Below are 23,498 nucleotides of genomic sequence, written 5' to 3' on the forward strand. Positions count from 1 at the left end.
CCAGCGGAGTTCTGTGGCGTAGCGGGCGACCTCGGTTACGAGGCCCCAGACCCCCCCTCCACATCGTCGGCCCCCTTGCCGGTGACGTGGTCGGTGAGCATGCGTGCGAACCCGATGAACAGGTCAGCCGAGTCCGGGTAGGCGTCGAACTCCGAGGTGATGCGCGCGTACTGGGCGTCGCCGAGCACTGCTCGCACCTGCCCGAAGGTGTCGCCCTGGCGGGCGGCGTAGTAGTACGCCTCCTGCTGCTTGAGCGACAGCGGCAGGTGCACGCGGATTTCCGGGTCGAACCCGTCGTTGGGCCCGAGGACGAAATCCTCGATCTGCGGGACGTCCTTGCGGGCGACCGCGGCGCGTTGCCGGAACTGGTCGAACATGCGCTCAGGCGCGACCTTCTTCTTGGGTGGCATCGTTTTCTCCTGGTTTCCTGGTGGCCTGGTGGTGAGCCGCCCCCGCGCTGCACCAGGAACAGCGGCGGGGACGGCGATCGAGGGGTTAGGAGACGGTCACCGCGGACGTATCGGTGAGAGCGCCGAGCGTGGCGGTGATGGTGGCCGCCGAACCGGTCGCGACCGCGGTGACACGGCCGGTCGCATCGACCGTTGCGCGCGCGGCGTTGGACGAGCCGTATGTGCATTCCGCGGTGCGGTCGAACCCGTTGTTGTCGATGACCAGCAACTGGACCTGCTCACCAACGGCCAGGGTCGCGGTCGCCGGGGTGACGCTGATCGAGGTTGCAGCACCAACAAATCCGGCGTCGGTGGCGATCGTGTCGAATCCGGCACCGGAGACACCGAAGTCGTAGAGGTAGCCGGCGTCTTCGAAGATCGTCAACGTCATCGGCAGGCCGAGCTCCGAGCCCTGCTGCCCGGACATCGCGCTGCGCTTGGTGACCGCGACCTTCGGGAACTTCCACCACGGGAAGATCTCGGCGGTCGGCATGCCGTCGTAGGCGACGACGATCGCCGAGTAGTACTGCAACGACAGCTGCGAGGTTTTGCGGGCGGTGAAACCCTTGCCCGGGGTGGCCGCGACCGTCGACATGTCGACGTTGTTCCACATCTCGAGGTTGGTTTTGCGCCATTCCTGCGCGTAGTAGTCGATCGTCATGTTCTCGCCGGTGACGATCGTGCGCCGCGGCCCCGACGACCCGTAGCCCTCGATAGGTGAGGTTTGGGTGTCCGGAGTCAGGTCAACGCCAGCCTTCTTCTGAATCTCACCAGCGGTGAACCAACCGGCGCCAAGGGTTTGCAGGACACCGGAGCTGTTGGCGAGGTCGGTGGGCATGTAGGAGGCGCCCGGGGACCACTTGTGCAGCAACACGAGATAGTCGAGCGCGGAAACGACGAGCGGATCGTTCTTGTCCTTCAACGCGAGGAACGTGGTGTTCGCCACGGGATTCTCCAATCTGGAGGGGTTCGCCCGAGAGGGCATGGCAAATTGCCGCGGCAACTCGGGCGAGTGCGCGGACGAATCGAAAAGGGGTTACAGCGGGAGCGATTCGCGGATGACCGCGTAGTCGGGCCGCTCACGCGGGTACCGGAAATCGACCCGCACAGTGAAAGGAACCAGCCGGTGATCCGGATTCAGCTCTGGCAGCTGCATCGGTCCCGCGATCTCCTCAATACAGGAGATCATGGTGATCGAGTTGTCTGCTCGGCGTACTGGTCCGCCATGGTCGAAGGACCGCAGGATCTGCCGCAGATACTCCGCAACCTCCCACGAATCCCGCCGCAACTTCGCAATGACCCCCACCTGGATCGCCGCCGGATCGAACAGTCCATCGGCCGCCATGCCGCCGCGGTAGACGCGAACGACAGGCACCCCGGATTCGACCAGTTGCGTGTGGTCGGCGGTCAACCACGCCACCGCCTTACCCTGCGGATTCAGCTTGTCCAGGTAGGTCTGAACGAGGTCCAGGACAACGAGCTCGGAGTCCGGGAATCCCCCTTCCCACCACGCGGGGAACGCGATCACGACTGCGCCAGCAGGTTGAGGACCTGATTCAGGTCGTTGGCTGCTTGCAGCCCTTGCGTGGTGCCGTATTCGTGAGAAGCCGCATACGGCGCGTCCACGACCAAACGGCCGGTCCAGCGGTCGTTGCGGCGGCCACCGATCAGGGTTTCCGCGTGAGCCGAACCGGCCAGGCGGCCGGTGCGTTTCGCGACGATCGACTGGTAGATGCCTTGCGCGCGTTCGGCGCTCTGCTGCATGAGATTGCGCATCTCATCCGATAGCAAGATCGCGCGGATTGCCGGGTTCGGCACCGGAATGTCATGGCGCATCCGACACTCCTCTCAGCATCGCGGTCATGCCCGGGCCCCAGCCCGTAAAGGGGCTACGGGAGCGCCAGGGGATGCCTTCGACGTCGTAGACGGCGCCATTGGGTAGCCGCACCTTGTCGCCCGCTCGAAGGTCAGCCCCTGTCGGGCACATCAATTCGATGCGAGTGAGGATGGTGTTGCGGCGGTCGTTTTCTGCCGCTGACCCTGTCTGATTGATCGCGCAGCCGTCGATGGAGTGCTCGCTGCTGCTGCCGTCGGTGTCGCCGAGGCGATCTCGCACGGCTGGCCGGATGACCGTGACGGTTTCACCGGCCGAAAACATCGACCCTCCACGGACTGGTTTGGATGGTGCCGAACTGCCTACGTTTCCCGCTGCCGCGCAGGGCGTCGAGCTCTTCCTCGGGGAAGAACAGAACTCCGGAATCGGCGCCCTTCGCACGGGAGACGCTGTAAATGCTGGCGGTTTCCTGGGTGGCGCCCGACGGGTTGCGGTAGACCCGCAGCACCGCATCGGACACCATCGCCTTCGCCCGCGACAGCCTCGCCGTATCGGTGGTGGTCGCCATCGACGGGATCAGCGAGACCAGCAGCGACTCCGCGTCACTGATTTTCGCGTCGAGCCAGTCGTCGCGGTTGTCGGGAATGACTCCCTCGAACCGTGCGCGGAGGTCGGCTCTTTCGGCGAACATCAGACCGGCACTCCGGCCTTCTCGCACGCGGCGATGATGTCCTCACGCTTCCAGGACTCCTTCACCGTCACGCCTTTCAAGGTGGCGTAGTCGGCCCACTTCTGCCTCGAAGCACCTGCACCGCCCTGCGGAGGCGGGCCATCGGACTTACCGCCGTCCGGGCCACCACCAGAGACGGTGGCATCGAGAGTGCCACCACCTCCGCCGGCGCCGATGACGACAGCGACGGTTTGGCTGTCCCACACGTTCGGGTTGGTGATCTTCTCGCGCGCCCAAGCGGGAACGTGATCGTCAGGCCCGTACGCATGCACACTGCCGCCATCGTCGGCGACATACACGTAGCAGACCAAGCGACTCATGCGATCACCGTGGACACCAGGATCTTGCGAGGATCAGCGATGACCGGCAGCGCGACCGCGTCGACGTAGGTGAACTTGCGGAACGGGATCCCGTCCTCACGGACGATCACACCGATCACGCCCGAAGCGGTTTCCAGCTGCACGTTGCGGGACTGCAGTTCCATCGCCGTGGTCGGGGTGCCCCACGCGGTGAAGCCGAGGTCGCCCATGTTTTCGGGCAGGAACAGCAGTTTGTTCTCTGGCAGCACCCGGGTGGAGGTGCCGTCGACATCGAAGTTGCTGTTGTACACCTCACCGAACGCCGGCAGTCCCTCGGAGCCGAGCAAGTCGTTCAGTTCGGCGAGAGTGACGCGAGTGCGACCGGCCGCGGCACCATGAACGGCGTTGATGATCTGAGTGTTGCGCTGCAGCAACCGCAGCACGGTACGCGAGGTGGCGAACCGGCCCTCGATGACACCATTGGTGGCTTCGTACACATCCGACCAGGCGATGAGGTCGGTGAGCGGTGTCGAAGCGGCAGTGTCCGACCACAGGGTCCCTGGGGCCACGATCTGGTTGGCCGGGATGCCGTAGTCGACTTCCTGATCGACACCGTTCTCCAGGATGGTGCACACACCGTCAGAGAGGACTCCACCCCAGGCGAGTTCGAGGCGGTTGAGGACCTGCGTGGTGAGGTTCTCGAGGTCGTTGTACACCGCACCGACCAGCTTCGACTGGATAGTGCCGCCGATGTTGGCGAACTCGATCTGACGACGCTCGTACTCGCCCATGGACAGCTGCGCCGACAGCGGCAGCATCTTGACCCGCTTCTCCGAGCCGGTGTCGCGCGCCGACACCCACACCGCACCGTCCCAGTTACGGAACTTCGCGGCACGGTTGGTCTTGGTGATGGTCGCAAAATCCACCGTGTCGGTGTCGAAGTCCCTGCGCGGGAACAGATTCGAGAACGCGAGGTTCGACGGAGTGGGGATGTTCTGAGTGAATGTTGCGGTCGCGTCCAAAGGGACGGGACCGTCGAGGAAAAGACCCATTGTCCAGCTCTCCCTTACGCCTCGAACCGAATGTTCTTCAGGTCAGTTCGGCCGTTGGCGTCGATCGACCCCGGCCCCGTCTGGAACGGCAGCTTGCTCGCCGACACGACGCCGAGGACCAGCGCACCGGTTCCGACCTTCGTAGCGGTGCTGCCGTTTTCGCGGATCACACGCACGGGGGCGAAGGTGATGCCGTAAGCCACCTCACGGCCATCGCTGGCACCGTCGTCGTAAGGGCCGAAACGACCGGTCGCGGTGACCTTCCCGATCACGCAACCGGACGGGATGTAGCCGTTGACGTAGTGGCCGACAACACCACCGGTCGCGGTGGCAACCGTGACGCCCGGCGAGCTACCACCGGTGAGACCTGCACCGCTGGCGGTCATCTGGGCGACGTTCTGCGACGCGAGAGCACCGGAGAAGGTGACCGTGTAAGGGCCGCCGGCGCTACCGCTCACCGACACATCCGAGGCACCGATGTTCGACAGCGCAATCAGCGCGGTCTGCACGACGCTCGCCGCGGCGTTGTAGGCGATGGTGCCGGTGGTCTGCCCGGCGTAGGTGAGGGTGAATGTGCCGCCGCCCGGGCTGCCGGTGATGGTCACAGTCTGCACCTCGGACGCGTTGGCGGCCGTGAACAGGCTGATATCCAGAGTCACGTTCGGGGTGTAGTCGGTGCCGTGGCGCGAGAGTAGCCACTGCTTGTTGTCCACCTGGTAGGTGAACGTCTGCAACGAAATGTCCGTGGACATACCGAAGCCTCCTTATAGATTGGTCTTGTTGGTGCCGAACCGCTTTGCGGCTTCGGCTTTGCCCATGGCGACGCCTGACGGCGCGGGCGGTGGGGTGCCGTGCTGGCCCCAGTTGAGGTGCTGCGGCAGACCGGCACCGAACTGGCGGGGCTGCCCGTAGATGGCCGTGAGGTGGCCCATCACCTTGTCTTCGTCGATCGTCCCGTCGTCCTTGGCGAACTTCTCGACCGCAGCGATCTCCATGAACGAGGCGAGCTGCTCTTTGTCGAGGATGGTTCCGGCGACCGCTTTCAGTTCCGAGGTCAACAGCCGCGGTTTCCAATCGGCCTCCGCCGCAGCGCGTGCAGCTTCAGCGGCCTCAGCTTTCGCTGTCTCGACCGCCTTTTCGGAGTCGGTCAACTTCTCGGTTTCCAAAGCTTTGATCCGGTCGGCCATTTCGGCGACCTGCTTCGGAGTGACCCCGTTGTACGCCTTCACTGCGCCCTCGTGCTTGCGTGCGTAGTGCTTGAAGTAGGCGGCCTGTTCTTCTGCGGTCATGTCCGCGACGGGGACGCCCTGCGGGAATCCCTTACCGGAAGCCGGGGTTTCGCCGGCGGGCGCATCATCAACAGGCGGATCGGCTGGAGGGTTGTCCTCCGAGCCACCGAGAATTGGCCAAATCGGGCCACGCTTGCCCATGCCGAGCGCACGCAGACCGGTGACGGGATGGATCAGGTCAGGCATCGGATCTCCCTGTCGGGAAGGTGGATTGCCCCATGTCGGGGCCGCCGCCATGGATGGCGGAACGTTTATGCGGGAACCAGCACGTCGGCGGGGAAGTACGGCACTGGCGAGCCTTTGACGGGCGTCAGCATCGGGCCGAGTTCAGCGTGGTCGACGATCTTGTATCGGGTGCGTTTCAGCTGCTTGCGCGTGCTGCCGCCAGCGGCCTCATACAAGGCGGCCAGGTCTTTGCTGTTGAGCTGATGCCCCGGGTCGTAGTCTTCGAACACCTCGAGCACCGCGCATTTGCACCGGAGATGGATCGCCTTCAACTCCGCGGTCTTATAGATGCGATCCGCGGCGACGACGCACATGCCGCACACGCCGCCCATAGAGAGCTCGGGGTGGATGATGCGCCGGTACCCGATGATCGGGCGGTCGAGGTCTACGGCTTGCTGCATCGACTGGAACTCGACGTGCGACCGAACGACCTGCATGTTGCCGTCGACCAGGGTTTCGATGCGCCGCTCCGCCGCCGTGTTGGCGGTGGCTTGATCGCTGCGGGAGCGTGTGTATCGAAAATTGTCTGCGACCCTGACGAACACTCGGTTCGTGTTCGACGATGCCTGCGTGACGTGCCGGTTTCCGTCCTCGTACTGGACCTCGGACCGTGGGCGCCGCACCAGCTTCCCGTCCGGGGCCGCGCTGCGCACGTTGTCGGGGACTCGGGGTGTGATCGTGACTCGAACACCCGACATTCGCAGTTGCTCGGTGCGGGCGGCCGCGGTCAGCCGGGCCACCACTTGTTGTGCAGGAATCATCTCCCGGCCGGCGGCGGCCGCGAACGCCGCGACGGCGCGGTCGTCGTAGGGGTTGGTGCGCTTCCACAACGCGAGGATCTTCTGCGTCACCGTCAGCTGCACCAACTGTGAGGCTTGCACCGTCGCCCGAGCGGTCGCGGCGATCGCGTCCAACGGTTCCGGTGCAGCCTTAGCAACCGCATAGAGAGCCGCGGCCTCGGCCAGAGCTTTCGTGTAATCGTTGCTCTGGGGCTGCGTCATGCCGAGACAGGTTGAGTGCTATTCGGCATGGGCTGAGTAGTGTTCGCGGGCGGCTGAGTAGCTGTGGTGGCCAAGGCGAGTAGTTGCTCGGCGGTCAACTCGGTGATGTTCTGTTCCGCCTCGGTGGGTGTCATCCCCCAGATGTTGACCAGGATGTTCCGCAGGGACAGGACACCGCGCGCCTGTGCTGTCGCTGAACCCTGATCGGCGAGGGAGTTGTCTTGCAGGCTGCCCCACTGGATTTGGATCTTGTTGCCGCGCCGCGGGTCGCCCGCGAGCGCGAACGCCATCCGCAGCAACAGTTTCACCCGCGGCTGTACTCGTTCGCGGCGGTCCCGCACCTTCGCGGTGTGCCCTTCCCGCATCAACGACGCGCCCTCAGCGGACTGGTTCGCGCTGTCGGGAGTGATCAGATGCAGTGGGGTGGAGGTGACGGCCGCGAATTCCTTCACGTCGTCGCGTTTCGCGTTGATGATCGGTCCGAGGTCGGCCTGCCCGGACTCCCAGAACTGGACACCGGCCGGTACCCGCCACATGGCACCAGGGTCGGCACGGAAGATGTCTTGGAATTCCTCCAGGGTCATCGGTTCGGCATCGTCGGAATCGTCATCGGTGTCGCCTTCGAGATCACCGATCACGCCGCGCTGCCGGAAACTTTGATACCAGGTCACCACGATCCGTTGGAGGGTGGTGTCGTTGATGCGATCCAGCAGATCGACGTGGCCTTCGAACTCGCCCATGCCGTACGCGTTGTCGAATCTGACGATGGGGATGCCGCCCAATTGGTCTATGCCCTCGACCTTTTCGGGTTCACCCTCCCATTCCCACTTCAGCATGTTCACCGAGTACGCGCTGGCCAGTGACCGAGCCGCGACACGCTTCCGACCAGGAAGGAACAGTATCGCTCGCTCGACCTTCATGATCGGGTCGCACGTACGCACCACCACGGCCCGGCAGATGGTGGGGTTGTCGGGGTCTGGGTCGCCGATGCAGTTGCGCGGATCCAATGCCGAAATCATCGGACGCGCATCGCTCCCCGGCTTCGCGGGGATAACCATGCCGTAGGACTCACCCATCACGAACAGGTACGCGAACAGGTCTTTCATCGTGGTCGGCAGATTCGACACCTCGGAAATCTCCGCGGCCAGATCATCGCCACCCACATCGTTGTCGGTCGCCGTAGACACCCCGGCTAGCGCCATCCGGTCCAGCATCGCGTTCACGGCCATGCCCGCGTAGTTGCAGCGCGCCTTACGCATCACCGCACGGAAGATCTCCGTGTACTCGACAGCCACCTGTGGCAAAGGAGCCCGGCCGACATGATAGGACCACAACCGCTCCAGTCGATCCCGGCGAGTCTCGTAAGCGGTCGGCTCCGGATCCATCCCCACAGGCCGCCACTGATCCGGCACGCGCGCATCGAATCCGGCCATCAGCTGCTCGAACCACCAGGCATCGGATCCGATCTGGTCTTTGCCTTCCACCGAGCCTCCTATCGGATCCTGGCGGCCCTACGGCCGCGCTTCTTCGCCGGCGGTTCGCCTTGAAAGTCCATCCGCGCCTGCCACGACAAGATGGCTGCCATGCAGGCGTCGAATTTGCGTGTAGGGTGCAGCTTCCCGAGGATCCACATCCGCTCGCCTCGCTCGTCGAGCAGATTGATCGGCTGCCTCCCCGCATTCCCGATATGCCGGGCCAAATCCGGGTCACCGTTGTGGGAGATGCGGCCGGTGTCGATGGCCTCGGTGAATGATCCGATCGCGGTGACCATCGGCCGGCGCCTGTTGGTCCACCACTCCTGCACCTTGTCCGGGTAGGTCACCGACCACTCGCCGACGGTGTTGTTCCAGTGCGGCGGATCGCAATACATCCGCATCACCCGAAACCGTTTCATCAACTCCGCGAGTTTCTCGGTGACCTCGTCCTCCGGGACTTCCCAGTCGTCGTCAGCGTCGTCCGGCCGCTCCCACAACCCGCACAGCTCCTGAAAGCCGGTGTCGATGTCAGTGGCAACGAACGCTGTCGCGTCCCGCATGCGGGCGCCGTCGAAACCGATCGTCACCCTCGACCGCGGCGGGATGCACTCCCCCATCAACTCCAGGGTGTTCCACTTCTTGACATCGAACGCCTGGGCCGCCATCTGCGTCCAGCGGTTGCACCACACCCGCTCGAGGTATGTCTTGTCCGCTTTCGGGCGATCCCACTGCGCCGCAATACCTTCGATGTCCGACCACTCCGCGACATCCGGCCCGGACGCCTCGGTGATGGCCTGCACGCGGTCATCGAACCGGGACATGTCGTAGCCGTCGGATGCCTGCCTGTGGAAGAAGAAGAACGTCGGCTTCTCCACGTGCCCGCGGAATATCGCCTCAGCCTCGAAGTACTCGTCCTCGGCGACCGAGTTCTGTCCCGGCTGCCCTGCGGTGGTGCAGGAGAACATCCATGGATCTTCGAGCGGACGTTTCGGCAGGTTCGCGATCATCGTCTCGATCGCGGCCTTATGGTTCGGCAGGTACAGGCGGTGCGGTTCGTCGATGCCCTGGAACGTGGTGCGCGCACCGTCTCGAGCGTTCGGGGCACCGGCGATCGGCACCGCCTTGCCATCTGCTTCCCCACCGGCGCCGAGGCGGATGATCCGATCCAGGCCGGTGTCGAACAGGTCCGCGTCGGGGCCTTCCTCGCAAATCACCATCAACGCGCCGTAAGCCAGTTCCTCGACCTGGTCCTTGGTGTTCGCCATCAGCGGCACGTACGGGTCTTTCACCGGACGACCCTGACGAAGGGTCCCATCAGGCTCGAACCCGTTGAACCGAACTGGCGCGTCGGGGTGCAGTTCACAGAACGCCACCCACGCCATCAGCTCGGTCTTCGCCGACCCCTTCCGAACCGACATCCCGCACCGGTTGAACACCCGCTTACCAGCGCGGTGATGCCTCTTCGGCCACACCTCATACGCCCGGTACAGCACGAACCGTTGATCCGAGTTCAGCTTCGCTGGCTGCCCTTTCAGGCTGCCAGGACCGTAGACACAGCGTTCCTCGATGAACGCGCACAGCTGGTCACCCAGTGTCGGGTTCGGCTCGCCCCCTATTGGGGGGACGGTCAGCTGCATCAGCCTGCGGCGTAAGCCTGGCGCGGATCCGGCGCCGCCTTCGGACGGGCCGCCGTCCGCCGCTGCGAAGTCCGCTCTGCGGCGGATTCCCCGCGCTCAATCTCCCACTGCAACGAACGCCTCGCCATCGGCGTAAGGCCACACTCGCGCAACAGGTGCCGCGCCTCCGTCGCCGAGGTCACGCGCGACGCCGGCGAGGTCTGCTCATCCCACACCTGCTGCATCAACCTCGCAGCCAGAAACAGGGTGTGTCGATCCGATTCGGTCCACTCCGGCGCCATCGGCGACGACCAGCAGTCGTCCCACCAGGACAGCACCGCCTCATGCCAATCGACATGACCAGGCAGATCAGGGATCTCAGGGTTTTCCACCGCCGACAACACCGCGCGGGTCGAGGTCTTGTTCCTGCGGGCCCGCACAGACGAGGGCTTCGATGCGGCCATGACGGCCTCCCTTCACCGGTGATCGCCATGCCGGCGAGAGCCTCCGGGTCGTACAGATCGGATTCTGCAGGCCGTTCCGATGCGTCCTGGGACCCCGGGAGGGGGGTCCCCGCCCCTGGGGGGTCAGCCGGCGCGGCGTCGGTCCTGGTTGGTCTTGGTGCGATGGCAATGCGGGGGTGTGCGGTCGTGGACTGCGGCCAGGTTGGCCATGGTGTGCGCGCCGCCTTGATAGACCGGCGTGACGTGGTCTGCGGTGTCAGCGCCAGGCCGGCCACACAGGTAGCAGATCCAGTTGTCTCGCTCGAGTACCGCTTGCCTGAGTCGCTCCCACCCTGGCGGCCGCTGCCATCCGCTCGGGGTAGCCCATGCGGTGGTGTGGTCTTCGCAGTAGGCGGAGTGCTTGATGAGGTTGGTGCAGCCCGGCGAGGGGCAACGGCGTGGAGCCTTGGGCATCAGCCGAACCGACGTTGGACTTCAGCGTGGCCAGCTTGGATGCCGGCGGTGTACCAGTGGTCGGCTACTTGCTGAGCCTGTGGTGTGCGTTCGTTGGTGATGCGGTCGCGTGTGGCTGCTTCACCTGGGTCGACGGTGATGATGCGCGCACCCTGTGCTCGGTAAGTGCCGAGCTGCTGCGGTGTGGGTGCTGTGTGGATCAGCCATGTTGGTGTGCGTGTGGAAGCTGCTGCCTCGATAGCCGCGGTGCGTGCCGCTTGTGCGACGGCAGCTATGGCGCGCGGATGGTTGTGGCCGTCGGGTGAACCAAGAGCGACAGCGAGCGCGTCCAGGTCTATGACGATGTCGCCGGGTTGGGCGTGGTCACGCACATATGTTGTTTTGCCTGATGCTGGCGGCCCGGTGATGACAGTCAGGACGTAGGTCACTGGTGCCCCTTGGCGCGTTCCTGCTTGGCGTGTGTGGCTGGCCAGATGCCCAGTGCGTCATGGTGGTACTCGGCGCACAGTCCCTTGGGGTCGCGAACATACTTGCCGAGATGGCGTACGCAGCGGTCGAAGTCGCCGCCGGTTCCCCACTTGATCTTGACTGCGCCTTCGCCGTGGACCCAGTACTCACGAAGCTTGGCTGCTGGTGCTGGATTGCCGGCCATCACATCATCCGCTGTCCGACGGATGAGGCTGCGTTCTGCGCTTCCCATTCGTGCACGTAGTCCACGGCGCAGGTGGCGCGGCAGAGGCAGTGGGTTTGGCCGTCGTGTGTTGCCCAGATGGCGGCCGGGTGATTCGGGTAGCTGGGGTGGTCCAGTTCGCCGGCGACGTCTGCGCCGCATCGTTCGCAGGTGTGCAGTTGTGGGATATGGACCGCGGGGCCTAATGGTACGGGGCGCCGCTTGAAGTCGTTGTGCTCCTTGGCGAGCAGGGCCACTGTCGCGCCGAGCATGCCGAGCACAAGGGTTGCGAAGATTGCTCCGATTACCGCGTTAGCCATTAGTCAGGCAGCTTCGGGCACTTCCACGCTGAGTGTGGACGGCCATCAGCTTGCCGATCCGGTGCTGATCACGCCCCACAGCAGGCGGGGCAGCATGAAGTCGTTGTAGCTGATGATGGTCCACAGCAGGGGAAGCAGGGCGGCCATTGGGTTCCAATCAGTCATATCGGGCGAAACATACCGGCTGATCGAGTGCGACCAGCGGAAACGTGAGCCTCAGCGGATGCCGAGGCGGGCCATGACGTACCAGACGAGGCGGAGCCACAGCACGTCGAGGCGGTCAATCATCAGTCGCCTCCGATGCGGCCTGCATTTTCTCCGCACCTTCCGGGATGATCTCGACGTCGTCGGCCAGGATCGTGAGCGTGACTCGGCGTACATCCCTGGGGTCGGTCAGCGGGCCGAAGGTGGGGCCCTCTTCACTAATCCACCACGGGAACTCGGCGCCGTCGATGTACAGCTTCTTCGCGGCCAGGTCGAGAGTTACGAGCTTGGCGATATCAGGCATCAGTTCCATCCTCGAATGAGCCGCTCCCGCACCACGTCCCGCGCGGTGTCGCATTGCGGGCACGCTGTTACCTCCCCTGCCGGGCAGACACCAGTAGGGAGCAGGGCGACCAGCCCGAACCGGTAGGTGGCGTGGTTACAGCGTGTGCAGGTGCCGGAAGGTTCGGGGCGACCGACCACGATGTGGGCGGCGATCGAGGCCATCAGTTCCACTCTCGGGATTCACGGCGCGCAGCTTCAGCGACCGCGCCCGCGATGGTCGCTGACATCGCAGCGACCGGCGATTCCGTCACTCGTGGCGGGGAAAGACGGTGAGCCAAGCGGATCAGGCGGCCTGCCAAGAACTTACGCATTGGTTGCCGCCGATGGGCAGGGCCATGGCTCGCCGCACTCGTTGCACTCGTTCATGCCGATACCGCCGAGCTGGACTCGGGCGCAGCAGAACCAGGACTTGATCGGGCGGTCACGATGGACGTCGCGGTGCCGGATATGCGGGTTTGATGTAGACGCGCTCACCACGACCACTCCGACATGGGCGCCATGTGCACGGCCTCCAGGCCATGGAGGGGTGCAGGAGTGCAAAGGGAGTGGATCCAAGCGGCGAAGCAGGGCATCAGGACTCCCGTGCGTTCGCGAAGTGGTCGTAGGCCAGCTGGATGTCCTCGGCCAGTGGGGCGAGGATCTTGTCGATAACGGCGTACAGGTCCATCAGGACTCCTCGATAGTCGGTTGTGTCCAGTCCGCCATCACCGCAAAGGCGTTCAGGTACATAGCGGCGTACTCCCCGAATTCGGCTGTGAGCTCAGCTGCCATGTCTTCCCAGAAAGAATCGGGCTGCTCTGGGATGCCGAGGTAGACGAAGATCGAGCGCAGGATGATCTCGGCGAGGTCGACTTCGGCTCGAACGTCGATCGCGGCGGGCATCATTGGCTCCTTGCCCGGTCAGGTTGGCCCCGTAGCGCGCTTAGCTCCCCGGATCAGGGTAGGGAGTGACAGCGAGGCGTCGGACCTCTGGACAGCGCGCTACGGGAGATTATGGGGCGGTGGGCGCGGCCGAGGTCGCCCGCGCTCGGACCGCCGAGATGTGCTCGGACAACTCCGGTGTCAGGTCGAACCATTCGTGATGCACCCGAATGTGAGCGAACTGCTTGTGTCGCTGTTGCTCGACGTAGAGCCCACCCGGCTCGGTCGCCAGCACCTCGTCGTGCGGGATGGCGATCAGCCGCTTTTCGAGGTTCTTGGTAGTGCCGATCTTCACACGGTCGCCGAATCGGATGTAGTAGACGACCTCGTCGTGCTCGGTCATCTTCCGCGCGCGCTGGTCGCACAGTTTCAAGAATTCGCTCTTACTGGCAGTGAAGCCACACCCTCCGTCGCGGCATTTCACATCACCCGACACGCGGTCGCGGATGAGGAACACGAAGTCGCATGACGGGCAGATGCCGAACGGCTTAGGGATGGCCTCGAATTGATCCGGCCGGGCCATCTCGCTTCGAGTCCGGATGAACTCGCCGATCTCTCGGTGCGCCTGGATGATATGGCGTTCACAAAGCGGGGTGCTGCGGCTCGCTATAACACTCGGCGCATCACAGTCTCTAGCGCAGCAGAACTCGGGAGTCAGACGGTAACGGGCATGTCCGCTGTCGATGGGCATACTTCTCCCTGGTGCGTGACGCTACGCGTCGCGTCGGCTCTTGTCACGTTGGCGCGCTTGACGTGCTCGCGCGCAATAGTCGATCACGTCCCGCAACCGGAACATCGGTGCGCGATTCTGTCCGAGATTCTCGATATGGCCACGCTCACCCCATTTCCTGACGGTACCCGGCATCACCGACAAGATTCCCGCGATCTGCTCCGGTGTCAGCAGCTCATCGAGGTCGGCGACGTCGGTCTCTATCGGCCTCACCCACGCCTGCCCCAGCTCCACGGCGCGTTCATCGAGTCGGCGGCAGTGCTCTGGATCGAGGGTCATCACCACGGAGCGGTAGGACTGCGTGATCCGCCGCGCCCGCTCAAGCTGAGTGTCCTCCGGGAACGGCCATGGATCTTTCACGCCGCGACGGTCTTTCGCTCGAAGTCCAGAACGTTGCTCAGCAACGCGAAGTGGCTTTTGTCCCAAACGATGCGGCAGCCTTTGCAAGTCACGCGCTCCTGATCCTTCGATACCGCGAGCGCTTTACGGGCGCAATGCGGGCACGGGTCCGAGAGAAAGGTGGTGGTCTCGACTACGCCCAGCAGCGCCTGCGCCCGGTGATGCAGCCTCGCCAAACGCAGGATGCCATCCACCCCGTCCAGGAGTGTCGTGGTGAAGCCATCGCCGCCGTCGGGATGTGGTGCCCAGATCGTGAATTGCCGCTCGGGCATATCGACGATCGTTCCGAGGTGCACACAGATCTTCGTCAGGCAGGCGTCAACCGAGTAGGGGTCGTCTCCTTGCAAACGGCGGGACCAGCGAGCGGCTTCCTCGTTGAACTCGGTGATGAGCGAGTCGATACCGAGCGGGATGGGGATGGGCAGTTCTGTGCTGCCTGACACTTTCGGGTCGGCGGTGGCGGAACGCTCTTCGCACATCGCGGCCGTAAGAGCGCTGTAGTCGGCGTTGAGTTGGCCGATCGCATCGAACGCGTACTCCTCGCATGGCCTGCACAGTGAGCGTGGTCGTTCTACGCCTGCCCCATGGAATGCGCCGGAAGTGTCGCGGATCCTGGCTTTGCAGCGGCGGCCCTGTCGGCATTGATGCTCTGGAGTGTCGGACACCGCAACCTCGCTTTGACCCGGGGAAATAGCCGAACTGTTGCCAGTCTAGTGGTTTTCGACTTTTATCTCGAGCCGCCGCGCACAGGTGTTCGAACACACACGCGCGAAGGTGGGGGCCTGCGGGAACAGGCACCCCACCACCCCTTGCTCGGCTGTGTCAATGCGATCTCAGGGGTAATACGCCGGAAGCGGGTGCAACGCTACAAGCTCCAGCGGGATGGGCGCGAGCTGTTGGACAGTCCACTGGACACGAAAGGCGGTGCTGGACACAACTAAGGCCACCCCGGCGAGGGATGGCCTTAGTTCACCGGCGGCGGTCCTTTTACCCTGCCGACGGAGCGGCAAGCGCGGTGGCGAGCAACTGGCGGATCGCAGCGGCGCGCGCGATGCCTTCACTTGCGGCATAGGTATCGACGCGACTAAGCAGGTCGGCCTCAAGGCGTACGTTGATCGGAGCGCCGACCTCGGGGCGGCCAGGGCCACGCTCCGGCTCTGCCACGCCAAAGAAATCAGCGACGTCCGTGTCGCGGCCGTTGATCAGCAGCCACTCCCGGGCGCGGTCGGGCGTCACGAATTTATAGGTCGTCTCCCTGCCCTGCCGATCCGAGTATCGCTGGATGACCCATCTCCCTTTGGCTGTGCGATACAGACGCTCATGCTCGAACGGGTTATCGGTCACGAGGGAGACGTTGTTGTTCCCGTCCCACCGGGTGCACTGAGGGAACTCGTCGGCCTTGTCCAGGTCGAACCAGCCTTCGAGAGTGCGCTCGCCGTTGAATTCGTCGGTGGCGTAGATGTTGATGCGGTTCATGATTGCTCCCCATTTTCGGTATCGCTTACGTTTCCGATACCGAGAACTGTAGCAGTCATCACACGATTAGACAATACCGCTTATTAGACCCAAACCCCCGGGTACCCGCCGGGCCGGGTGACGGTACCCGGTTATGGGGTAGAACTCGAGCCGCCGCGCAGCGCCACCAGTTCGGCCGGATCGTCCACGCGCACAGTCCAGCCAGCGCTTAGGATGTCTACGAACCCGGACGGATCGATGTAGCTCACCCTGCCGGTCGTCAATCCATGCTGCACGAGATCGCCTATCTTCCAACCAGTCTGCACGGGCGGCCCCGTGTGGCGCTCGACTTGGCCCAACTCCCATGCACATTTCGCGCACCACCGCTCGCCCACACTCACCAACCAGTGCCCACCACAGGCGGGGCAATCGATACACGCCAGGCCGGGCTCATCGTCCGGGAGCGACCACAACTGCTCTTTCGGGAGGTGCGCGATCAGGGCTCGCATCCGGGCACGTGATGCGGCACCCATCGGGTCACGTCGATCCTGGGCGCGGATGCACTTCTCGCACTCGGTCATGGTTCTATTCTCCTCCGGTCGGGGTAGAACTCGAGCCGCCGCCGAACATGAACTCGTACACGTCATCTCCGATGATCTGTCGCATCCTGTGCTCATGCTCGATCCGATAGAACCGCGCCTGTATGTCGATGTGCTCGCGCAACCCTTGGATCTGGGAGAGCGTCCAGCCCTGTTCACTCATGGGTTTGATCCCTCCTCCTCAACCTTCGCCAGGCGGTACACGCCCCAGTTGGGGCCTGGCCAATCCTCCTGCCACATCAGCAAGTCCTCGCGCGCCTCATCGAGGCTGGTCGTGCTGTCCACTGGCTCGTAGCCCGCAGAAACGAACTGTCCGTCAGCGACAAAGCCGACTACGTAACGGGTCTCGTCGCTCATGTGCCTGATCCTCCAGCCTCAGCGTAGAAGCCATCCAGCATCACGTTCACCTCGGCGAGGTCCGGGTGGTCGGCGAGTGCATCGTCGAACCCGGACTGATACGCGTTGGCGAAAGCCCTGAATGTTGCGGCTGTCTCGATCATCTGCGCCTGCAACCGCAGCCGTGCCGCATGAGCTTCGTGCATTTGGGCCAGCACTCGAATAAGTCGCGGCCGAAGATCCTCGCTCATGGGGTTGATCCTCCATCCTTCGGCGGTGGGACCGGTCCGCCGAGTGCGCGGCGGATAACCTCGTCGTAACCGTCGGTGCCCGTGATCGGATTCGGCAAGGACATGATGCGGTGCACTGCGTCGGCGATCTGGTCGACTGTGGGCCGCGTGGCGCTCATGGGTTTGATCCTCCCGCCTCGACCTTCGGGGCTCCCGCCTGCCTCAGCGTGGCCAATACCGCGTCTAGGGCAGCTATGACGATCGCGTCGCTGACCTCAGCCTGCTGCATGCCTGCCTGTCTGGCGGCCTGCCACCCGGCGAGAATGGCGGTCGTCTCCAGGCTCTGCCCGCCCGACTCCGCGCGGTCCAGCCAATGGCGGGGGATTACGTATGGCTGCTCGCTCATTGCGGTCCTCCTGCCTCGTCATCATCGAGCGCGACCACCAACCACTCACCGTCACCCGAGATTGTCACCTCAGCCCACCCTCTGTGGCGGAACTTGGCGCGCGCTTGATCAGCGGCTTCTTGAATGGTCTCGGCCTCGAAGTAGACGTAGTCCTGATCGTCTCCAGGGTCGTTAACCAAAAGCCCCGTCCATGTCTGGCTCATGGGTTCGCCCCTCCCGCCTCGCCGATGGTGACCTCCCAGTCCGGTGCGGGATCTCTGGACCACTCCAGCTCGATCCCAGGCGGGACAGGCGGCAGCGCGACACCGTAGTCGGCTGGGTCGTACTCGATCCGGTCACCGATCCAGAACCCGCTGTCGCTCATGGCGTCGAACCTCCGCACGTCCAGTCGTTCAACCACACTCGCTGGAACGGCAGCACGGTGAGCGCCTCATCCTCGAGGACTGCCGTGTCTTCGGTCCATGGCCGCAACCGCGCCTCCCGAATCTCCTCGCGCGTCCACTGGCGAGACTCGTCGAACACCTCGAGCCAACTCATGGTGTCTCCGTCTCGTCGGCAACAGGATTCGGGCAAGTGCCTTCGCCGCGCGGCGTGCCGCAATTCCAGCACCGCTGGTTCACCCGCTCGCCGCACGTATGGCAACGAATATCGCCCGCCTCGTTCCTCGGGCAGTCGCATTTCACGATACGCGTTTCGGTGTCGCTCACGGTGCCTCCGTCTCGTGGGCGTCCTCGGTGTAGATGGAGGCCAGGTCCGCGATGATCTCGTTGTGGGCGGCCATGATGGCGGTCACGACGATCTGCTCAACCGCGTCGACATCACCCGCCGCAGCGGACTCACGGAACAAATCGATCACCCGTTGCCGACGCGCGATCACCCGCCGTATCGCTTCCACGTACCGCAGGACACGGGCAGGGTCATGGCGGGCGATGTGTGGCCCATTTGGCGGATAGTGAACCTCGGCCCTGAGGGCTCCGTATTCGTTGGTGCTGGATATACGCCCTTCGGCGTACACCCAAGTGTGCTCGCCAGGCGGCTTATCTACACCTGTCGCCTGCGCAAGCTGTGCGTCGCGTTCCAGGCCAGCCGTCAGGCGGGACAGAGCATCAGCGGTCACGACGCCACCTCACCAGCGCGAACAGGCACACTGTCACCCCGATGGTCACGGCCGCAGTCCCAGATCGGCAGATTGCCTTCCGTGAACACCGTGCCCTCGTTGCGGCAGCGCTCACACCGGTAGGTGTAGTCCACCGCGATCACTACCTCACGCTGCTGCGAGAGGTCCGGGGTGTATGCACCGGACGGGTTGCCGCAATTCGGGTCCTCGACATCCCCGCTGCACTCCGGGTTGGTGCAGGCCGCCGCGTTAGGGGCGCTGAGCACTGTCCGCTCACGTTTGCGGACTTCGAGCATCTTTTCTCCGCAGGCGGTGCACTGCTCGGCGTCGTTGTTGATGCGCCGATGTTGGCAGCCGCGCGGGTCCGGGAGTTCTGTACCGCAATGGAAGCAGTGGAACCGCTCGCCGTCGGAGGTGGTCACGGTGCCGTGTTCACACGGCACGACACGGCGGTACTCCTCCTCGGCTGCGCGTAGCTGCTCCCTCGCCTCGGCGAGACGCGCCTCGGCTCCATCACGTTCGGTCATGGCTTTACGCCGCCTGTCGCGGTCGCTGGCTGTGTGGCCAGATCCATCACGGTCAAGTTGTGCCCGAACCGGTAGTCGGACCACTTGCCTGGCTGTAGACACCCCCCATGCTCACGCAGCCACTCCATGCCCGTACGCCACTGCTCCTCGTGTGACAGCTCATACCAGGCTTCCCTGTCAGGGTCGTTCTCTGGCGGCACCCATGTAGTTGCAGTGTCGTTCGGGAAGCCGTCGCACACGCTGTAGGACATGACCACAGGTTCGTCAGCACGGGACTCCAGCAGAGCGATCACGGACTCCCAGCCCATCCCGTCCCTGAACACCCCATCAGTACGCGCGCCGCGAACCAGCCCAGCGAGCCACACCCGATCCTCACCCTCGACGTAACCGTGGATCTCACACTGTGCATGAACCCTGGCAGCAAGACGCACACTGTCGTTGCCGAGCAAGATCAGAGTGTTGAGCAGCAACTCCCAATGGTCGACCCGTTCACCGTTGTGTAAGAACGCGGGCTCGCGATCGCCAAAGGTTCCGAGCGCGGTCGACAGCATCCGATAGCTGGTCCGAGCGGTGACCACCTCGTAGGCCATGCTGCTCGGGTGAAGCACCTTCTTGAGGCGAAACTCTCCCACGGCACCTAGCAGGAACCCGATGCTCGCCTCATGAGTAAAGAGCCCAAGGTGCGCCCGCTCACTGCCGAGCACCTCGACAGTCTCGCTAGGCGAGTGGAAATAGATGCGGCTCATGCTTCCTCCCGTATCCGGTATTGCGGGCACCGCCCGTGGGATTCCTCGGTACTGCCACACCAATGGCACGGACCTTGTTGGCCGCCATCGGATAGACCGCAGTACCCGGTCTCACCCCAACGCTCAGTGATGAACACCTCGACGGCAGGGCGGCCACAGGTGCAGTACTCACCCGGGGCAGCGGGACGGATGGTGCTGACGTCTTCAGCCACTGGTCTTTCCTCTCCTGATCCGGTCGAGGTGCTGCCGGGAGTAGCCCGTGCGGTCGACCAGCTTTGCCTGGATGCCGTGTGGGCCGAGGCGCAGGATCTTGCGAATCCACTCATGCTCATCGTGGAGCGCGTTCCGGTACTCCTTCTCGGCATTCTCGCGTTTCTCGCGTAGCCGGTCGAGCTTTGCCATGGCCTCCTCCAGGTCGTCCATGCGAGGGATGGTATCCCTCGGGTTACATTGCCTCCCCTAGGTTACTTCATGACACCCGAGGGTTGCAATTGCCTCCCTAGGGTGTCATACTTGAGTTATCAGCAGGAACGGCAAGGAGATACCGATGACCACCACCGACATCACCCGCGGCGACATCGTCCGTATTGGCAGGGGCCGGGCCGAATGGAAGGTGTGGGCAACCCCCAGGCCGAATGCCGACAATTACCTCCTCTACCTCGCAACCCAGACCCAGCGAGACTGCCCGGCGAAACTCATCGGCCCCGACGAGGTCTACAAGCTCACCTTGATCCGGCGCAGCCCCAAGGACTAGTCGTTTGCTTCGCGCCCACCCCGAGTGGGCGCGGGACTGACCACTAGAACCCAAACCCCGACAGGAGAATCCGATGAGCGCAAAGCCCACCCTGCGCCGCAGCGGCACGCGCATGTTCACTATCCGCGCGCGATTCGACTTCGACGTGAACGAACTCATCGACCGCATCGCCCACAGGACCATCGATTACGACGACGACCTGCCCGGCTCACGCGATGCCGCGTTGAAGCTGGCCCGCGACCACTGCGCAGAATACGGAAACTCAAAAGAAGTCTGGGGCGAAGATTTCGCCGACGAATGGGACGGCCATCGCGCGTCTGTTGCTGACCGCGTGCGCCTGGTCTTCCCCGAATTGTCCGGAGAGATCAAATGAGCGAGCCGGACGGAAAGCAGCGGTTCGGAATTCGGGTGAAATACAAGTTCCGAGTCGGCGACCGCGTCCACCTGGACAACACCCCTACGGTTTGGACGGTCGCCGTCCTCTATGGCGACTGCTACAAGCTGACCACCGCCGCAGGCGGTGTGCGCTACGCCAGCGTCGGCCGCGCATCCCGGATGACGCGGGCGATCGACGACTAGACCTGCTTCCGGGGCCAGCCACAACGACGTGTGCGAGTGGGGACCAACGCTGTTCCCCGCGCCCAGCCCAAAGGCGTAGGGCCGCAACCATCCGGAAAGGTTGCGGCCCTCACGCCCTACCCGTGCTCACTCGGACTCCGCCGGTTCCCGCCACGGCCCGACGAACCTCGTGCGCCGCAACAACCCCCGACCGATGTAGCGACCCTCCACCCCGGTCGGCAGCAGCCCAGCCGCAGCGAGAGCATCAGCGTCTATCCCTGCCTGTACTCGGTGACGACGACGAGGGTCGAAGGCGCCGACCTGCAACACCGTTATGCCGCCTTGCTTGTACGGCTCCCCCGGTTCGTCATCCCAAGGCGGCATGTTCATCGGGTAGTTCATCGCAACACGTGTGCGTTCGTAGCGGGACCGCGCCAAGGTCTCGACGTACGCGGCCCTGATCTCCTCTGGGGTCACAGCTGCACCTCCCGGATCTCAGCGATGACAGCCCAAACGGTGCGCTGCTCCGCCCGGGCGAGCCTTTCGAGCACCCCCAAAACGTTGTGCTCGTTCAGCCCGTGCGGCACGCCGATACGGACATCGCCCTTCGTCCACAGCGTCCCGACTGGTCCCGGATTACCGGGAAGCCACTGATGAGCGGTGAGGTAGCGCTGGAAATCCGCCAGCGCGGGCGCACCTCCGTTCCCAAGTGGGGGACGCTGCGCCGCCTCCAGTTCTGCATTGGCCCGGTCGATCCACCGCTTGTCCTCGGCAAGAGTGATCTCGGCGTTGGTCTTCCACGCCTCCAACTCGTCGATACTCGCCTGGGCAATAGCGAGATCGTCCTTGCGGTCCCGGGCCAGAGACCGCCAGGTCTCCAACTCGTCGAGCAAGCCGGGCAGGTTGTTGCGCATCCACACGATCAGCTCGGCGTCCGGATAGCTGTACCCCGCCTGTTCACACCGCTCCTGATCACGGCCATCGGGCACCGGAAAGTCGTCACACGACAGCATGTTCGTCGTCTGCGTGACCGTCGCGTCATCGTGGCAGCACAGGCAGCGACAGCCCTTCTCGCGATGGGCGTGAGGATCAACATCCCACGGGCCAGGCGTTGCCGCAGCGAGGAGCCTCCGCCCCTTGGCAATCAGGTCGGTCATCTCTGCGTACCTCCTCGATGCTCTTTCGCGAAACGGCGCATCTGTATCTCGCAGCCGCTGGACATCGCCAAACCGTTAGCGACCAGCGAGTGCGTACTCCACTGGCCGCAACCGCAGAAGCAGCGCCGGCGATGCCACCAGCGCACATGCGCATTGATCGGCAGCACGTCAACGATGTGGTCGTCTACTGAGCCGATGCGACCGTATGCGGTCTGCCCAGCCGCGGTCGCGCGGGTGCGTGCCCGCTGCCAGATCTCGGCGGTCTCATCAACGTAGGTGCGCTTGCACAGCTGGCATGTTCGTGATGGGCCATTCTGCGCGGATGGTGCACGGCGCTTCTGTGTCACTGCTCCCCCTCCTCGGGGAGCGGGATAACCGACCACGCGATGACGTGCTCGACAGCTTCCGATGCAGCCCATACGCCACCTGCCGAGCGCGAATCCGCAGCCTGCTCAATGGCACTCGCCCGCGACCGGGCCAGCCGCACATTCGCTGAGGGTCCACGACGCCACCCGTACTCGGTGCCGACGATCTCCGAACGCGGGACAACCAGGGCCAATGAATCCAGCGCCGCCACAAGGTCGGGCAGGCCATGTTGCCAATCGATGACGATCTGCCCGTCGAACTCGGGATTGATGCCCGCGCTGGTCTCGGCTGCGATAGCAACCGCTTCGGTGATGAGCTGGGCCAGCACTTCTCGGGTCTCGCTCATTCGGTGCCCTTCCCTGCCCCGATCGGCGGCGTGATACTGGCCCCGGCGGATTCGACCGCAGCCCGAATCAAGCGCCCGGCGAGCAACGGTGTCGGCGTGACTCGCTCATCGTGAGCGATGCCAGCGGAATCCAGATGTTTATCCCACGCTGCCGCGAACGATCGACCGATCGCGAGGTCGCAGTCGGCGCGTGCAGTGAGGTCGCGGCGAAACAGTACGAGTTGCTTGGAAGCCTCCTGTCCGCTGGCTTTCAAGGCTTCGTTCACGAGGTCGATCGCAGCGATCAGCTCGTCACTGGTGTTCTCAGGCATCGGTGCCCGCCTTCTCGGTCGGCAGTTCGCCTACGCCAGCACAGCAGTAGGAGCGGTAGTAGTGGCCCGAAGGGATCGGTCCGCCGTGGTGACGCAGAGTCCCGTCCTTCTTCA

Annotated in this window: 44 protein-coding genes; 3 read left to right on the forward strand and 41 right to left on the reverse strand. The window is 64.1% G+C overall.

The annotated features are described in order from the left end of the window. Window positions 1-35: 35 nt before the first annotated feature. The 36 genes from AB0M74_RS33075 to AB0M74_RS33250 form a co-directional block, all read right to left on the reverse strand. The gene (locus tag AB0M74_RS33075) at window positions 36-410 is read right to left on the reverse strand and encodes a hypothetical protein (RefSeq protein ID WP_366530241.1); all 375 of its coding nucleotides are present in this window, start codon (window positions 408-410) and stop codon (window positions 36-38) included. A gap of 85 nt (window positions 411-495) precedes the next feature. Next, window positions 496-1,395, reverse strand: a complete 900-nt coding sequence (locus tag AB0M74_RS33080) for an Ig-like domain-containing protein (protein ID WP_366530242.1) — start codon at window positions 1,393-1,395, stop codon at window positions 496-498. A gap of 90 nt (window positions 1,396-1,485) precedes the next feature. Continuing rightward, window positions 1,486-1,977, reverse strand: coding sequence for a hypothetical protein (locus AB0M74_RS33085; protein WP_366530243.1), 492 nt, complete (start codon window positions 1,975-1,977; stop codon window positions 1,486-1,488). Next, complete coding sequence (locus tag AB0M74_RS33090) at window positions 1,974-2,267, reverse strand: hypothetical protein (RefSeq protein ID WP_366530244.1); 294 nt, start codon at window positions 2,265-2,267, stop codon at window positions 1,974-1,976. The genes AB0M74_RS33085 and AB0M74_RS33090 overlap by 4 nt, the downstream gene beginning before the upstream one ends. Before the next feature lie 7 nt (window positions 2,268-2,274). Beyond that, window positions 2,275-2,607, reverse strand: a complete 333-nt coding sequence (locus AB0M74_RS33095; protein ID WP_366530245.1) for a hypothetical protein — start codon at window positions 2,605-2,607, stop codon at window positions 2,275-2,277. Next, window positions 2,591-2,974, reverse strand: coding sequence for a hypothetical protein (locus AB0M74_RS33100; protein ID WP_366530246.1), 384 nt, complete (start codon window positions 2,972-2,974; stop codon window positions 2,591-2,593). Before AB0M74_RS33100 ends, AB0M74_RS33095 begins: the two co-directional genes overlap by 17 nt. Further along, window positions 2,974-3,333: a hypothetical protein gene (locus AB0M74_RS33105; RefSeq protein ID WP_366530247.1), complete on the reverse strand. Its 360-nt coding sequence runs from the start codon at window positions 3,331-3,333 to the stop codon at window positions 2,974-2,976. Before AB0M74_RS33105 ends, AB0M74_RS33100 begins: the two co-directional genes overlap by 1 nt. Continuing rightward, complete coding sequence (locus AB0M74_RS33110; RefSeq protein ID WP_366530248.1) at window positions 3,330-4,364, reverse strand: major capsid protein; 1,035 nt, start codon at window positions 4,362-4,364, stop codon at window positions 3,330-3,332. The genes AB0M74_RS33105 and AB0M74_RS33110 overlap by 4 nt, the downstream gene beginning before the upstream one ends. A 14-nt stretch (window positions 4,365-4,378) precedes the next feature. After that, window positions 4,379-5,116 (reverse strand): head decoration protein, encoded by a 738-nt coding sequence (locus AB0M74_RS33115; protein WP_366530249.1) that lies wholly within the window; start codon window positions 5,114-5,116, stop codon window positions 4,379-4,381. A 12-nt stretch (window positions 5,117-5,128) separates the two neighbouring features. Continuing rightward, a complete protein-coding gene (locus AB0M74_RS33120; RefSeq protein ID WP_366530250.1) occupies window positions 5,129-5,890 on the reverse strand; it encodes a hypothetical protein in 762 nt (253 codons plus the stop codon). A 14-nt stretch (window positions 5,891-5,904) separates the two neighbouring features. Further along, on the reverse strand, window positions 5,905-6,879 hold the full coding sequence (locus tag AB0M74_RS33125; RefSeq protein WP_366530251.1) for a hypothetical protein: 975 nt from the start codon (window positions 6,877-6,879) through the stop codon (window positions 5,905-5,907). Further along, complete coding sequence (locus AB0M74_RS33130) at window positions 6,876-8,363, reverse strand: phage portal protein (protein ID WP_366530252.1); 1,488 nt, start codon at window positions 8,361-8,363, stop codon at window positions 6,876-6,878. Before AB0M74_RS33130 ends, AB0M74_RS33125 begins: the two co-directional genes overlap by 4 nt. An 8-nt stretch (window positions 8,364-8,371) precedes the next feature. Next, entirely contained in the window at window positions 8,372-9,643 is a 1,272-nt protein-coding gene (locus tag AB0M74_RS33135) for a terminase (RefSeq protein WP_366530253.1), read from the reverse strand. Window positions 9,644-9,990: 347 nt separating this feature from the next. Beyond that, complete coding sequence (locus AB0M74_RS33140; RefSeq protein ID WP_366530254.1) at window positions 9,991-10,434, reverse strand: hypothetical protein; 444 nt, start codon at window positions 10,432-10,434, stop codon at window positions 9,991-9,993. A gap of 123 nt (window positions 10,435-10,557) precedes the next feature. After that, the gene (locus tag AB0M74_RS33145) at window positions 10,558-10,887 is read right to left on the reverse strand and encodes an HNH endonuclease signature motif containing protein (protein WP_366530255.1); all 330 of its coding nucleotides are present in this window, start codon (window positions 10,885-10,887) and stop codon (window positions 10,558-10,560) included. After that, window positions 10,887-11,315, reverse strand: coding sequence for an AAA family ATPase (locus AB0M74_RS33150; RefSeq protein ID WP_366530256.1), 429 nt, complete (start codon window positions 11,313-11,315; stop codon window positions 10,887-10,889). The genes AB0M74_RS33145 and AB0M74_RS33150 overlap by 1 nt, the downstream gene beginning before the upstream one ends. Next, window positions 11,312-11,539, reverse strand: a complete 228-nt coding sequence (locus AB0M74_RS33155; RefSeq protein ID WP_366530257.1) for a hypothetical protein — start codon at window positions 11,537-11,539, stop codon at window positions 11,312-11,314. Before AB0M74_RS33155 ends, AB0M74_RS33150 begins: the two co-directional genes overlap by 4 nt. Continuing rightward, window positions 11,539-11,877, reverse strand: a complete 339-nt coding sequence (locus tag AB0M74_RS33160) for a hypothetical protein (protein WP_366530258.1) — start codon at window positions 11,875-11,877, stop codon at window positions 11,539-11,541. Before AB0M74_RS33160 ends, AB0M74_RS33155 begins: the two co-directional genes overlap by 1 nt. 280 nt (window positions 11,878-12,157) lie before the next feature. Further along, window positions 12,158-12,385, reverse strand: coding sequence for a hypothetical protein (locus tag AB0M74_RS33165; protein ID WP_366530259.1), 228 nt, complete (start codon window positions 12,383-12,385; stop codon window positions 12,158-12,160). A 707-nt stretch (window positions 12,386-13,092) separates the two neighbouring features. After that, complete coding sequence (locus AB0M74_RS33170) at window positions 13,093-13,311, reverse strand: hypothetical protein (RefSeq protein WP_366530260.1); 219 nt, start codon at window positions 13,309-13,311, stop codon at window positions 13,093-13,095. A 106-nt stretch (window positions 13,312-13,417) separates the two neighbouring features. Continuing rightward, window positions 13,418-13,720 (reverse strand): GIY-YIG nuclease family protein, encoded by a 303-nt coding sequence (locus tag AB0M74_RS33175; RefSeq protein WP_366530261.1) that lies wholly within the window; start codon window positions 13,718-13,720, stop codon window positions 13,418-13,420. Between the two features lie 339 nt (window positions 13,721-14,059). Then, window positions 14,060-14,437 (reverse strand): hypothetical protein, encoded by a 378-nt coding sequence (locus AB0M74_RS33180; protein WP_366530262.1) that lies wholly within the window; start codon window positions 14,435-14,437, stop codon window positions 14,060-14,062. Next, window positions 14,434-14,955, reverse strand: a complete 522-nt coding sequence (locus AB0M74_RS33185) for a hypothetical protein (protein WP_366530263.1) — start codon at window positions 14,953-14,955, stop codon at window positions 14,434-14,436. The genes AB0M74_RS33180 and AB0M74_RS33185 overlap by 4 nt, the downstream gene beginning before the upstream one ends. 508 nt (window positions 14,956-15,463) lie before the next feature. Further along, window positions 15,464-15,952, reverse strand: coding sequence for a hypothetical protein (locus AB0M74_RS33190; protein ID WP_366530264.1), 489 nt, complete (start codon window positions 15,950-15,952; stop codon window positions 15,464-15,466). A 564-nt stretch (window positions 15,953-16,516) separates the two neighbouring features. Then, window positions 16,517-16,693 carry a hypothetical protein gene (locus AB0M74_RS33195; protein ID WP_366530265.1) on the reverse strand — a complete coding sequence of 59 codons (177 nt, stop codon included), beginning with the start codon at window positions 16,691-16,693 and terminating at the stop codon, window positions 16,517-16,519. Continuing rightward, on the reverse strand, window positions 16,690-16,887 hold the full coding sequence (locus AB0M74_RS33200; protein ID WP_366530266.1) for a hypothetical protein: 198 nt from the start codon (window positions 16,885-16,887) through the stop codon (window positions 16,690-16,692). The genes AB0M74_RS33195 and AB0M74_RS33200 overlap by 4 nt, the downstream gene beginning before the upstream one ends. After that, window positions 16,884-17,117, reverse strand: coding sequence for a hypothetical protein (locus tag AB0M74_RS33205; protein ID WP_366530267.1), 234 nt, complete (start codon window positions 17,115-17,117; stop codon window positions 16,884-16,886). The genes AB0M74_RS33200 and AB0M74_RS33205 overlap by 4 nt, the downstream gene beginning before the upstream one ends. Continuing rightward, on the reverse strand, window positions 17,114-17,275 hold the full coding sequence (locus AB0M74_RS33210; RefSeq protein ID WP_366530268.1) for a hypothetical protein: 162 nt from the start codon (window positions 17,273-17,275) through the stop codon (window positions 17,114-17,116). The genes AB0M74_RS33205 and AB0M74_RS33210 overlap by 4 nt, the downstream gene beginning before the upstream one ends. Further along, window positions 17,272-17,502 carry a hypothetical protein gene (locus tag AB0M74_RS33215; protein WP_366530269.1) on the reverse strand — a complete coding sequence of 77 codons (231 nt, stop codon included), beginning with the start codon at window positions 17,500-17,502 and terminating at the stop codon, window positions 17,272-17,274. Before AB0M74_RS33215 ends, AB0M74_RS33210 begins: the two co-directional genes overlap by 4 nt. After that, window positions 17,499-17,705 (reverse strand): hypothetical protein, encoded by a 207-nt coding sequence (locus tag AB0M74_RS33220; RefSeq protein ID WP_366530270.1) that lies wholly within the window; start codon window positions 17,703-17,705, stop codon window positions 17,499-17,501. The genes AB0M74_RS33215 and AB0M74_RS33220 overlap by 4 nt, the downstream gene beginning before the upstream one ends. Continuing rightward, complete coding sequence (locus AB0M74_RS33225) at window positions 17,702-17,866, reverse strand: hypothetical protein (RefSeq protein ID WP_366530271.1); 165 nt, start codon at window positions 17,864-17,866, stop codon at window positions 17,702-17,704. The genes AB0M74_RS33220 and AB0M74_RS33225 overlap by 4 nt, the downstream gene beginning before the upstream one ends. Beyond that, on the reverse strand, window positions 17,863-18,039 hold the full coding sequence (locus AB0M74_RS33230; RefSeq protein ID WP_366530272.1) for a hypothetical protein: 177 nt from the start codon (window positions 18,037-18,039) through the stop codon (window positions 17,863-17,865). The genes AB0M74_RS33225 and AB0M74_RS33230 overlap by 4 nt, the downstream gene beginning before the upstream one ends. A 166-nt stretch (window positions 18,040-18,205) precedes the next feature. Beyond that, the gene (locus AB0M74_RS33235) at window positions 18,206-18,619 is read right to left on the reverse strand and encodes a DUF6221 family protein (RefSeq protein ID WP_366530273.1); all 414 of its coding nucleotides are present in this window, start codon (window positions 18,617-18,619) and stop codon (window positions 18,206-18,208) included. After that, a complete protein-coding gene (locus AB0M74_RS33240; RefSeq protein WP_366530274.1) occupies window positions 18,616-19,146 on the reverse strand; it encodes a hypothetical protein in 531 nt (176 codons plus the stop codon). Before AB0M74_RS33240 ends, AB0M74_RS33235 begins: the two co-directional genes overlap by 4 nt. Then, on the reverse strand, window positions 19,143-19,892 hold the full coding sequence (locus AB0M74_RS33245; RefSeq protein ID WP_366530275.1) for a hypothetical protein: 750 nt from the start codon (window positions 19,890-19,892) through the stop codon (window positions 19,143-19,145). Before AB0M74_RS33245 ends, AB0M74_RS33240 begins: the two co-directional genes overlap by 4 nt. 204 nt (window positions 19,893-20,096) lie before the next feature. After that, a complete protein-coding gene (locus tag AB0M74_RS33250; protein WP_366530276.1) occupies window positions 20,097-20,315 on the reverse strand; it encodes a hypothetical protein in 219 nt (72 codons plus the stop codon). A 124-nt stretch (window positions 20,316-20,439) separates the two neighbouring features. Here AB0M74_RS33250 and AB0M74_RS33255 point away from each other — a divergent pair, with 124 nt between their 5' ends. From AB0M74_RS33255 to AB0M74_RS33265, 3 genes are all read left to right on the forward strand, one after another. Beyond that, window positions 20,440-20,646: a hypothetical protein gene (locus AB0M74_RS33255; protein ID WP_366530277.1), complete on the forward strand. Its 207-nt coding sequence runs from the start codon at window positions 20,440-20,442 to the stop codon at window positions 20,644-20,646. Between the two features lie 73 nt (window positions 20,647-20,719). Next, entirely contained in the window at window positions 20,720-21,019 is a 300-nt protein-coding gene (locus AB0M74_RS33260) for a hypothetical protein (protein ID WP_366530278.1), read from the forward strand. After that, a complete protein-coding gene (locus AB0M74_RS33265; protein ID WP_366530279.1) occupies window positions 21,016-21,225 on the forward strand; it encodes a hypothetical protein in 210 nt (69 codons plus the stop codon). Before AB0M74_RS33260 ends, AB0M74_RS33265 begins: the two co-directional genes overlap by 4 nt. 126 nt (window positions 21,226-21,351) lie before the next feature. Here the strand turns inward: AB0M74_RS33265 and AB0M74_RS33270 are convergent, their stop codons facing one another. From AB0M74_RS33270 to AB0M74_RS33290, 5 genes are read right to left on the reverse strand one after another with little or no spacing between them, the layout of a single operon-like run. Further along, a complete protein-coding gene (locus tag AB0M74_RS33270; RefSeq protein WP_366530280.1) occupies window positions 21,352-21,681 on the reverse strand; it encodes a hypothetical protein in 330 nt (109 codons plus the stop codon). Continuing rightward, window positions 21,678-22,361 carry a hypothetical protein gene (locus AB0M74_RS33275; protein ID WP_366530281.1) on the reverse strand — a complete coding sequence of 228 codons (684 nt, stop codon included), beginning with the start codon at window positions 22,359-22,361 and terminating at the stop codon, window positions 21,678-21,680. The genes AB0M74_RS33270 and AB0M74_RS33275 overlap by 4 nt, the downstream gene beginning before the upstream one ends. Then, window positions 22,358-22,708 carry a hypothetical protein gene (locus tag AB0M74_RS33280; RefSeq protein WP_366530282.1) on the reverse strand — a complete coding sequence of 117 codons (351 nt, stop codon included), beginning with the start codon at window positions 22,706-22,708 and terminating at the stop codon, window positions 22,358-22,360. The genes AB0M74_RS33275 and AB0M74_RS33280 overlap by 4 nt, the downstream gene beginning before the upstream one ends. Continuing rightward, complete coding sequence (locus AB0M74_RS33285) at window positions 22,705-23,073, reverse strand: hypothetical protein (protein ID WP_366530283.1); 369 nt, start codon at window positions 23,071-23,073, stop codon at window positions 22,705-22,707. The genes AB0M74_RS33280 and AB0M74_RS33285 overlap by 4 nt, the downstream gene beginning before the upstream one ends. Next, window positions 23,070-23,384: a hypothetical protein gene (locus tag AB0M74_RS33290; protein WP_366530284.1), complete on the reverse strand. Its 315-nt coding sequence runs from the start codon at window positions 23,382-23,384 to the stop codon at window positions 23,070-23,072. The genes AB0M74_RS33285 and AB0M74_RS33290 overlap by 4 nt, the downstream gene beginning before the upstream one ends. Between the last annotated feature and the right edge of the window lie 114 nt (window positions 23,385-23,498).

It is taken from the genome of Nocardia sp. NPDC051463, from assembly GCF_040681975.1.
Taxonomy (GTDB): Bacteria; Actinomycetota; Actinomycetes; order Mycobacteriales; family Mycobacteriaceae; genus Nocardia.